Origin of the sequence: Idiomarina sp. UBA4206, from assembly GCF_002383015.1 — a bacterium.
In the GTDB taxonomy this organism is placed as follows: domain Bacteria; phylum Pseudomonadota; class Gammaproteobacteria; order Enterobacterales; family Alteromonadaceae; genus Idiomarina; species Idiomarina abyssalis.
Map to the genome: position 1 here is coordinate 1 of NZ_DFTS01000018.1, position 10,253 is coordinate 10,253.

13 protein-coding genes are annotated in these 10,253 nt (G+C 44.3%); 11 read left to right on the plus strand and 2 right to left on the minus strand.

All coding sequences use genetic code 11. From position 1 onward, the window contains the following. The 10 genes from B3180_RS03805 to ttcA all read left to right on the plus strand — a co-directional run. Positions 1–644, plus strand: a 644-nt coding sequence (locus B3180_RS03805) for a cbb3-type cytochrome c oxidase subunit I (RefSeq protein WP_286843157.1), incomplete at its 5' end; no start/stop codon positions are given. Positions 645–655: 11 nt separating this feature from the next. Next, positions 656–1,276 carry a cytochrome-c oxidase, cbb3-type subunit II gene (gene ccoO / locus B3180_RS03810; RefSeq protein WP_054487732.1) on the plus strand — a complete coding sequence of 207 codons (621 nt, stop codon included), beginning with the start codon at positions 656–658 and terminating at the stop codon, positions 1,274–1,276. After that, a complete protein-coding gene (locus tag B3180_RS03815) occupies positions 1,276–1,458 on the plus strand; it encodes a cbb3-type cytochrome oxidase subunit 3 (RefSeq protein ID WP_054487731.1) in 183 nt (60 codons plus the stop codon). The genes ccoO and B3180_RS03815 overlap by 1 nt, the downstream gene beginning before the upstream one ends. After that, positions 1,451–2,404, plus strand: a complete 954-nt coding sequence (gene ccoP / locus B3180_RS03820) for a cytochrome-c oxidase, cbb3-type subunit III (protein ID WP_054487729.1) — start codon at positions 1,451–1,453, stop codon at positions 2,402–2,404. Before B3180_RS03815 ends, ccoP begins: the two co-directional genes overlap by 8 nt. Positions 2,405–2,455: 51 nt before the next feature. Next, complete coding sequence (locus B3180_RS03825; protein WP_278358685.1) at positions 2,456–2,953, plus strand: FixH family protein; 498 nt, start codon at positions 2,456–2,458, stop codon at positions 2,951–2,953. Between the two features lie 4 nt (positions 2,954–2,957). After that, a complete protein-coding gene (locus B3180_RS03830; protein ID WP_278358684.1) occupies positions 2,958–5,336 on the plus strand; it encodes a heavy metal translocating P-type ATPase in 2,379 nt (792 codons plus the stop codon). Continuing rightward, a complete protein-coding gene (gene ccoS, locus B3180_RS03835) occupies positions 5,333–5,512 on the plus strand; it encodes a cbb3-type cytochrome oxidase assembly protein CcoS (protein ID WP_054487724.1) in 180 nt (59 codons plus the stop codon). The genes B3180_RS03830 and ccoS overlap by 4 nt, the downstream gene beginning before the upstream one ends. After that, positions 5,484–6,155 carry a sulfite exporter TauE/SafE family protein gene (locus tag B3180_RS03840; protein ID WP_278358683.1) on the plus strand — a complete coding sequence of 224 codons (672 nt, stop codon included), beginning with the start codon at positions 5,484–5,486 and terminating at the stop codon, positions 6,153–6,155. Before ccoS ends, B3180_RS03840 begins: the two co-directional genes overlap by 29 nt. Before the next feature lie 65 nt (positions 6,156–6,220). Further along, the gene (gene uspE, locus B3180_RS03845; protein WP_199495178.1) at positions 6,221–7,147 is read left to right on the plus strand and encodes a universal stress protein UspE; all 927 of its coding nucleotides are present in this window, start codon (positions 6,221–6,223) and stop codon (positions 7,145–7,147) included. Positions 7,148–7,210: 63 nt separating this feature from the next. Beyond that, on the plus strand, positions 7,211–8,110 hold the full coding sequence (ttcA, locus tag B3180_RS03850) for a tRNA 2-thiocytidine(32) synthetase TtcA (RefSeq protein ID WP_271331388.1): 900 nt from the start codon (positions 7,211–7,213) through the stop codon (positions 8,108–8,110). Between the two features lie 55 nt (positions 8,111–8,165). On the opposite strand, the gene B3180_RS03855 is transcribed toward ttcA, so the two are convergent. Then, positions 8,166–9,005: a glucosaminidase domain-containing protein gene (locus tag B3180_RS03855; RefSeq protein ID WP_054487716.1), complete on the minus strand. Its 840-nt coding sequence runs from the start codon at positions 9,003–9,005 to the stop codon at positions 8,166–8,168. 7 nt (positions 9,006–9,012) lie between these two features. Next, a complete protein-coding gene (locus tag B3180_RS03860) occupies positions 9,013–9,831 on the minus strand; it encodes a hypothetical protein (RefSeq protein WP_278361129.1) in 819 nt (272 codons plus the stop codon). A 43-nt stretch (positions 9,832–9,874) separates the two neighbouring features. Between B3180_RS03860 and B3180_RS03865 the strand changes: the two genes are divergently transcribed. Then, positions 9,875–10,253: pseudouridine synthase (locus B3180_RS03865; protein ID WP_286843164.1), on the plus strand; the 379-nt coding region annotated here is incomplete at its 3' end.

Here is a 10,253-nt window from a genome sequence, read left to right on the forward strand (position 1 = left end):
CCGCTCTACCATACTGGACTCAGTCAGTAGGTATGGTGATGTCAGTCATTCTGTTCGTTCCTTCGTGGGGCGGTATGATCAACGCTATCATGACCTTATCGGGTGCCTGGCATAAACTGCGTACCGACCCAATTCTGCGCTTCCTGATTGTATCTCTGTCATTCTATGGTATGTCGACTTTCGAAGGTCCGATGATGGCAATCAAATCAGTAAACGCCCTTTCTCACTACACCGACTGGACCGTTGGTCACGTGCATTCAGGCGCTCTAGGCTGGGTTGCGATGATTACCATCGGCTCTATGTACTACCTGGTACCTCGCTTGTTTAATCAGAAAGAAATTTACAGCATTAAGCTGGTTAACGTTCATTTCTGGTTACACACTATCGGCGTAGTTTTCTACATTGTTTCAATGTGGATTTCAGGTGTTATGCAAGGTCTTATGTGGCGTGCGACAAACTCTGATGGAACACTAACTTACAGTTTCGTAGAGAGTGTTCAAGCATCGTATCCGTTCTGGACAGGCCGCTTTATTGGTGGTGTGTTCATTGTCGTTGGTATGCTGCTTATGGCTTATAACTGTTACCAGACAATTCGTGCCGGCCGTCGTGAGACAGCTGCAGGCAACGTCGTACAAACTGCCTGAGGGAGAGAATAATGAGTCGCTTTAAACACGAATTTGTTGAGAAAAACTTAGGTTGGCTGTCTATTTTAATGATTCTTGCTGTTTCTATTGGCGGTTTGGTAGAAATCACTCCCCTACTTTTTCAGAAGCAGACCAATGAACCGATTAAAGGGCTACAGCCATACACAGCATTAGAACTTGAAGGCCGTGATATCTATATCCGCGAAGGGTGTAACAACTGTCACAGTCAGATGATTCGACCTTTCCGTGCTGAAACAGAACGCTATGGACATTACTCTTTAGCCGGAGAACACGTATGGGAATTCCCTCACCTTTGGGGTTCTAAACGGACAGGTCCTGATTTGGCTCGGGTTGGTGGACGTTACAGTGATGAGTGGCATCACGTTCACTTAATGAACCCACGAAATGTGGTTCCTGAATCAAATATGCCAGCGTTCCCGTGGCTTGCAGAAAACAAGCTAACGGGTGAAGACACCGCTAAGAAAATGGAAGTTATGCGTTCGCTTGGCGTTCCTTATGAAGATGAGGATATTGCCGGGGCTAAAGAAGCTGTTCAGGGTGAAACCGAAATGGACGCTCTTATCGCATACTTGCAGTCTCTTGGCACTGCGTTACAGCAGGCTGATAAGTAATGGATTACGGAACCTGGCGCGGCGTGTTTAGCCTGATCATATTGGCAATTTTCATTGCTATTGTGTTTTGGGCTTTCAGTCGCCGCACAAAAAAACAATTTGATGAAGCGGCTAATTCCATATTTGAGGACGAGTCATCAGTAGATAAAAGCGACAAACCGGAGTCGAAGAAAGATGAGTAGCTTCTGGAGTGCATGGATAATTGTTCTGACGCTGGCCACTTTGGTGGTGCTAATTTGGCTATTGCGCTGGAACATGAAAAATTATACTCACATCGAAGAAGGTCAGGAAATGGACCACGAATTCGATGGAATTGTTGAGTTAAACAACCCTCTTCCAAAGTGGTGGACCTATTTATTCTGGGCCTGCTTTGCCTGGGGCTTTTTGTACTTAGCTTTATATCCTGGGTTAGGCAATTTCAATGGCCTATTGGACTGGAAAAGCTCAAACCAAGACGTTCGCTCATTAGAAGAGTCTCGTCAGGCAATGGAAGAAGCTCACGAAAAAGGAATGATAGTTGAGTACGATCGTTCAATTCGTGCCGCTGAAGAAAAATACGGCCCTATTTTTGAAGCATTTGCAGAGCAGTCTGTTAAAGAACTGGCGAAAAATGAAGATGCTTTAGATGTTGGTCAACGATTATTCTTGCAAAACTGTGCTCAGTGTCACGGCTCAAACGCTATGGGTGGCCAGGGCTTCCCTAACTTGACTGATGATGACTGGTTGTACGGTGGTGAGCCAAGCGATATTAAGACATCCTTATTAGAAGGTCGCCGCGGTAACATGGCACCTTTTGGTGAGCAGTTCAGTGATAAAGAAATTAATGAACTGGCAAACTACGTCGCAAGTCTTAGTGGCCGCGACAGAGATCCTGACCTGGTTGAAGCCGGCAAGGCAAACTTTGCAGTCTGCAGCGCTTGTCACGGACAGGATGGAAAAGGTAACCAGCAGCTGGGTGCTCCTAACTTGACTGATAATGTTTGGCTCTATGGTGGTTCAATTAATAAAATTGAAGAAACTATTAGGTATGGGCGTAGCGGCGTTATGCCTGCCTGGAAAAACATTTTAGGTGAAGATAAAATTCATGTTATCTCAGCTTATGTCTACAGCTTGTCAAACGACGAATAAAACGCAGTATATAGCCCCGCTACGGCGGGGTTTTTTGTAAGAGGTCCTATTATGATTCAACCTTGGTATAAGCAGTTTTGGCCATGGTTTCTTATTTCCCTTCCCGTTACTGTAATGATCGTTTGCGGTGTTATCATTTATTTGTCCATCTCTCAGGGCAACTTTTCGATGGTGGTCGACGATTACTATAAACGCGGCAAGACAATTAACGCTGTTATTGAAAACGTTGAAGAAGCTCAGCGTCGTAATATTTCCTTCGAATTTACTGCAAATCAGGGCAAGTTAACTCTAAAATATGCTTCAGGTGAACCGGAAGAGCTGTCAGCTTTACGGGTTTATTTTGTGCATGCCACTCAGCCTGAAAAGGACTTTAATCGTTTGCTAAGTGTCGCCGCAGACGGTACCTACCGGGCTGATATTCCTGACAACATTAGCGGCAAGTGGACCGTTACTGTTGAACCCTATAACAAGGTATGGAAAGTGAGCGAAAAGTATCAACTCCCTAAAAGTGAATTAACAAAACTTCGTCCATTATTATACGGAGTTTAAACACATGGAATGCTTCCACTGCCTGCAACCTGTTCCCCGGGGAGTCAACCTTTCTGTTGAATATAAAGGCTCAGAAAAGCCCGTCTGCTGTGCCGGTTGCCAGGCCGTGGCAGAAACCATTATTGAACATCGTCTACATGCTTATTATGAACACAGGGACATCTCTCAACTTCAGGAGACTCCTGTACTCCCTGATGAGTTAAATGATTTGAATTTGTATGACCACCCTGACTTACAAAAAGAGTTTGTAAGACACGAAGGTGATGGCACTGAGGTTGCCACTCTGACAATAGAGAATATCACTTGTGGTGCGTGCGGCTGGCTTATTGAACGTGAATTAATGCGTTTGAAAGGCATACACAAAGCTATCGTCAATGTTACCAGCCGTCGATTACAGGTTAGCTGGTCACCTGAAGAGTTAAAACTCAGCAATATTCTCAGAGCGTTAGCAGGAATTGGTTATAAAGCTTTGCCATTTCAGGCCAATGAGGCTGAACAGCAATATGAGCGCCAGAGAAAAAGTTATATAAGGCGCTTAGGCGTGGCAGGTATTGCCACCATGCAAGTAATGATGATTGCTTTTGGCCTGTACTTTGGTGTGGTAAGTGACCTCTCTCCTGACTTACAGCGTTTTTTATGGGGAGTCAGTCTGGTATTTGCAACTCCAGTCATTCTGTACAGTGCACAACCTTTTTATGCTGGCGCTCTTCGGGCTATACAGGCTTCACGCTTGAATATGGATATTCCGGTAAGTATTGCTTTGTTAGGAGCTTACAGTGCCAGTGTGTACGCTACTATTACCAATACTGGCGAGGTGTACTTTGAATCCATCTCCATGTTCACTTTCTTCCTCTTAACTGGACGTTTTCTTGAGCTACTCGCAAAGGAACGTGCGTTAAAATTTGCAACTAACCGGCTGACTCTTTTACCTAAGCTGGCTTCCAGAGAAACTGATGACGCTGTTGAATCTATTGCTATTAAGCAATTAAACGTCGGCGACATTATTCGTGTAAAAGCTGGTGAAACCATTCCTGCCGACGGAGAGTTGTTAAATCCGCAGGCACAGGTTGATGAAAGTTTGCTAACAGGTGAAAGCCTGCCACGTTCGAAAAAGCTTGGCGACGCAATTATTGCCGGCAGTATTAACCAGCATTCACCGATACGCGTCAAAGTGACGGCTATTGCTCAGCAGACCGTGCTGGCGGGTATTATATCAATGCAGGACTCTGCATTAGCGGTTAAGCCAAGAGCTCAGCAAGTTATTGATAAAATTGCAGGTTATTTTATTGCTGCCATTTTAATTATTGCTGTTATTACGTTCTTCAGTTGGTGGTGGATTCAGCCTGAGCATGCGCTGTGGGTTACTTTAGCGGTTTTGGTTGCAACCTGCCCTTGTGCTTTATCACTTGCCGCTCCCACCGTGCTTACCGGTATTATTCATCGGCTCAATCGAGATGGGATATTACTTAAAGGCGCTGATGTATTAGAGTCTGTAAAGCAGTTAGACAAAGTTTGTCTTGATAAAACCGGTACTTTAACCGAGGGGCAGTTTCGGCTTGTTGAACGCCAGGACTCTATCGACCCCAAAACAGTGAATCATATTGTTAGTGGACTGGAACTGTTTTCCGAGCACCCTCTTTCCGTTCCTTTGAGTCAACTTTCAGATGCCCCTGCTAAATTTACTCATGTCAGCAACGAAATGGGGGCCGGACTGCAAGGCGAACTTGACGGTGAAGTTTATCGAGTCGGCAGTGAACGTTTTATTCAGCAATGGCACCCTGAATTTAAAGCACTTAATAAGTACCAGGTGATTGTGGCAAGCAAAAAGCAGGTTTTGGCGCAGTTCCGGGTTGAGGATCAAGTACGGGACGGTGCAGCAGAAACCATAGAATGGTTAAAAGAAAATGGCTATCAGCCTATTATATTAAGTGGTGACAGTGAGTCCAGAGTCCATGAACTGGCTAAGGAGTTAGGCATAGCTGAGTACCATAGTGGATTAAAGCCAGAGGAAAAATTGGCATTCGTTACCGAACAACAACAATTAGGTCATACTGTCTGGATGGTCGGTGACGGCATCAATGACAGTCCGGTTCTTGCAAAAGCTGATCTTTCAATGACCTTTTCAAAAGCATCAGACTTGGCGCAAACCGCAGCCGACGTTGTACTAATGTCAGAGTCATTGAATCAAATAAAAGTGGTTATAGAAAGCGCTCTGAAGACACGCAAGGTGATGCAGCAAAATTTCACTTGGGCATTAGTTTATAATGTATCTATATTACCTGTTGCAGCTATTGGTATGGTTGCACCATGGGCAGCAGCGCTTGGCATGTCGCTCAGCTCTCTGTTGGTCATTGGTAACTCTTTAAGGTTGTATCGAAAATGAGTGTAATTTACGCGTTAATACCGGTTGCGATAATTTTTGTGATCATCGCAGTGGCTATTTTTTTCTGGGCGGTACGCTCCGATCAGTTTGAAGATATTGAGCGTCAGGGTCTCAATATTCTAATGGATGATGAAGACAACAAGGCCGATGATGAATCCGATAAGCCAAAGCGCTGATCTTGTAACCGCATTACTCATGGGCCTTGCGGGCGCTGGTCACTGCCTGATGATGTGTGGCGGGATAGCAAGCGCCATGGGCATTAATACTAAGCCCCATCATGTATGGCTTTATAATTTAGGCCGAGTGTCCTCTTATATGATAATTGGAGCACTTGTCGGCGGCGCCATAGGCTTTTTTGCTCCCGAAGGTGGTTATACAACCGTTATCCTGCGTTGGTTGGCGGTTATTTTTCTGCTTCTATTGGGGCTTTATTTTACGGGCTGGTTTGCTGGCCTGGTTTATTTGGAAAAAGCTGCAAGCCCGGTATGGCGAAAGGTTCAGCCCTTTGCCGCTAAGCTGAGAAATAAACCGGGTGTTTTTGCCACTTTCTTTGCCGGAACCCTATGGGGCTGGCTGCCTTGCGGTATGGTTTACAGTGCTCTTAGCTGGGCCGCGTTAAGCGGTTCAGCCAGCGGTGGCGCATTAACCATGGCAGCTTTTGGCTTAGGAACCTTGCCAGCTATGGTTGCAGCAGGTCATTTCAGCCAGTTTCTGCACAACTTTTTGCGAGCCCAGGGGGTTCGCACAGCCATGGGTGTTTTACTAATTATTTATGCCTTATGGAGTTTATTGACCCTCCTCAAACCTTTTTTTCAATAAAGCCTGCAAAGCTTTCTGCTTTCGTCTAATCTAACTAATAGACGCGGATTTATTATGAGGTGAGTATGGACGCATTCCGTCATGTTTTGGTCGTTATAGATGCCGCCGATGAGCAGCATAAAGCCTTGAAAAGAGGTCTGCATATGGCTCGATTGAGTGATGCCAGACTGACTTTGTTTTTATCCATTTACGACTTCTCTTATGAAATGACAACCATGTTATCCAGCGAAGAACGCGATATTATGCGTTCTAATCTCATTGCTGACAGAAAAGCCTGGCTAACAGACTTGTTGAGTGAATTTGATACAGACGCAATTGCTATTGATATCAGCGTTGTTTGGCACAATCGCCCGTTTGAAGCCATTATTAGAGAAGCGATTAAACACAAGCATGATCTCATCATAAAAGGTACTCAGGTCAGTGCGAGTTTCCAAAATCTCATTTTCACACCAACTGACTGGCACTTGTTAAGAAAAGCCCCCTGCCCGGTTTTGCTGGTCAAAGAACACGAATGGCCCAGTCATGGCCAAATTATTGCCGCTGTTCACACGGGTTCAGAAGAAGAACATCATCAGAAATTAAATAAACGAATTATTGAACACGCTCAGTCAATGAGCAAAGTTCTCGATGCCAGTGTGCATTTGGTTAATGCGTACCCTAGTGCGCCCGTTAATGTAGCGGTAGAAATTCCAGAGTTTGATGTCAGCGAATATACAGATGCACTCGAGCAGCATCATGTAAACCGAATGGCTGCTCTTGGCCGGGAGTATGGCATTTCCAGTCACTATCAGTACCTTTCTCAAGGTTTACCGGAACAAGTGATACCTGAAGCAGCCAAACAACTGGATGCCGAATTAGTCGTGTTAGGGACTATTGGCCGCACTGGGTTAAGCGCTGCGTTACTGGGTAATACTGCTGAGCATGTGCTGGATCAGTTAAATTGCGACGTATTAGCCATTAAGCCAGAAGACTTCGTTAGTCCCCTCGCTTGAGTTTAATGCCTCAGGTATAATCCGGCTCCTAACGCTTAAATATGACAGGTTGCAGGAGCCATTATGGCCAGTGAAAACAAATACAGTTTCAACAAACTACAGAAACGTATTCGCCGCGAAGCCGGCAAAGCCATACAAGATTTTGGCATGATTGAGGATGGTGACCGCATCATGGTCTGTCTGTCCGGTGGCAAGGACAGCTACACTCTGTTAGACACATTGCAGTACCTTCAAAAAGTCGCTCCTGTAAGATTCTCCCTGATCGCTGTTAACCTTGATCAAAAACAGCCAGGTTTCCCAGAGCATGTACTTCCTGAGTATTTAGAAAAGCTTGGTGTTGAATACAAAATTGTTGAAGAAGACACCTATAGTATCGTGAAAGATAAAATCCCTGAAGGAAAGACAACCTGCTCTCTTTGTTCGCGTTTACGCCGTGGAATTTTGTACCGTACGGCAAAGGAGTTAAAAGCCACTAAGATAGCTCTGGGACACCACAGAGACGATATGATTGAAACCTTGTTTTTAAATATGTTTCATGGCGGCAAATTAAAATCGATGCCGCCGAAACTCGCAAGCGATAACGGTGAACATATTGTTATTCGACCACTTGCCTACGCCCGGGAAAAGGACATAGAGCAATATTCTGAGGCTATGGAGTTTCCAATTATTCCGTGCAACTTGTGTGGCTCTCAGGAAAACCTTCAAAGGAAGCAAATAAAGCAAATGCTTAACCAGTGGGATAAGCAGTTTCCAGGAAGAATTGAGAGTTTATGTACCGCAATGCAAAATGTTGTTCCTTCGCACCTGGCTGACAATGCCCTGTTTGACTTTAAAGCGGTTACTGCCAATGGCGTTGCCGATGAAAACGGCGATAAAGCTTTTGATACCGAAAATTTTAGCTCTGATGCAGTCAATAATGAACCTGCTTTAATGAGTGATATTCCGATTAAACAGCTGGCTTAAACAAGACAAAAAAGGCTCCTGATTGGAGCCTTTTTTTTTATTATGTCGAAGTGCGTTATTCGGGTTGTGGTGGTGGATTCAACTCTTCGCTAACGCGTTCCACAATTGGTCGGTTTATACGGATCATTGCTCGTAGCTCTTCAATATAATCCTCGCCGCGCTCTGAATAGCTCGAAAGCCCAGTAATAAGATCTCGTGCCAAAATATCTGCATTATTTAAACGCTTTTGTTCACGTAGTAAACGTAAATCCAGATAAGCTCCGTGGGTGTTTATATTCCGCATGTAGCTCTTTACCGAGGCATTAACCGAGTCAAACTGCGCAACCTCATGGCGACCACCTTCAACTCTTCCGGTAGGCACTAGACCACAACCTTTCGAGTAACACCATTGCCCAAATAGGTTTAAACCTTTTCTGGAGAAACGCGAAGTTCCCCAACCAGATTCATTGGCGGCCTGCACCAAAACCATCATTTCCGGAATAATATCGATGCGTCGTTTCAGAAGACCAAACAGATTATCATCAATGGCAATATCGTCTTCCAGACGGTAGTAATTTATCCACTCTTCCATTTGTTTCTTGTCTGCAGCGGTAAGTTCGCCGTTTTTATAGCGTTCATAAATGGCTTTAAGATACGCTCTATCATGCAATATACGTATATTTTCAGCTTCAACTAAAGGCAGCAAAAAACGAAAGAACTCTTCCTTCTTTTCGGTGACATCTGTCATTGACATAAAATCCGGGAGATCTCTTTTAACTTCAACCTCCGGAATTGCTGGTAAATGCGCCGTAACCGATTGATCCGGAACTTTTACATCAGGCTCCTTAATAAGCCAGGGTAAAAGTAATGCAGCTATACTCAGTACTATGAACAGTAAAATTGTTAATAATCGCATGTAGTCCTCAAGCCGAAATATTTTCAGACGAATTATCTTTTTTGGATTTCTCAATAACAGTTACGCCAATAATGTCTCGATAGACCACTCCAATGAGGTTATAGATCATTGGGAGCATCCAAATAAGACCAAGTCCGAAAGGAATTATAGCGACAAACAGTAAACCCAGAATAATAAGAAACAACAGAATAAATTTGGGAAGTTTAAAATGCGTTATTTTTATCGAGTAGTACAATGCACTTAACGGCCCCACCCCTCGCTCAACGACTAACGGCATAGCAAGACTCAAAATTACCGTAATATAAAGCGATACTAATATTGCAAAATTAGGGTGGACCAGCACCATTAATTCACTGACCAGTATGCTAAGCAAGCTGCTAATAACGGCAACGGTAATGAGCGGAAGCAGTACATTGAATCCGTTAAAAACATCGGCTGTTTTTGTTTGAATCCCAACGCTATGTTTAATTCCCATTAGCATCAACCCGCCAAGTAACGGTGCGCTGATAACAGCCTGAAGAATACTGGCAAGGTATTGAATTTGCGCCGAGCTTTCTATGGCGTCAATTGAGAATACGCTCATTAAAGCCAGAACCATAAGCACGTTAATGCCTAACAAAATTAAGAAACCACCAATCAAAGACACTAAGTTTGACTTGGTTACATTAAACGACTGCTCTAATACTTGCCGCACTGACAGCTGATAGTTCCCTTTTAGGGCGTCAATCAGTGAGCCTCCAATGACTACTTTGTTATCATCCACAGAAATTCCCACACTTTTTTTAACAGTAAGATAAACTAGCGCCCGATATACTAGAGTATCCATTGACGCGATCCAATTTAAATCGACATAACAATTTGAGGCAGGCATGAAATCACAGAAAAAGCGACCCGCCAATCCTAAGTTGGTTTTGCTAAACAAGCCCTACGGTGTGTTATCGCAATTTACAGGTGAGGAAGGCGACCAAACATTAAAGGCTTTCATCCCACATAATGATGTCTACCCCGCCGGACGATTGGATAAGGACAGTGAAGGCCTGCTTTTGTTAACCAACGATGGCGTTTATCAGGCGCGCCTGGCAAATCCTAAATATAAAGTATGGAAAACTTACTGGGTTCAAGTCGAAGGTGAACCCAGTGAAGAACAACTGGAGCAGTTACGAAATGGCGTTGAATTGAACGATGGAATGACGCGTCCAGCCGAAGCCTTTGTAATGCCCGAGCCAATGAACCTATGGCCACGAAACC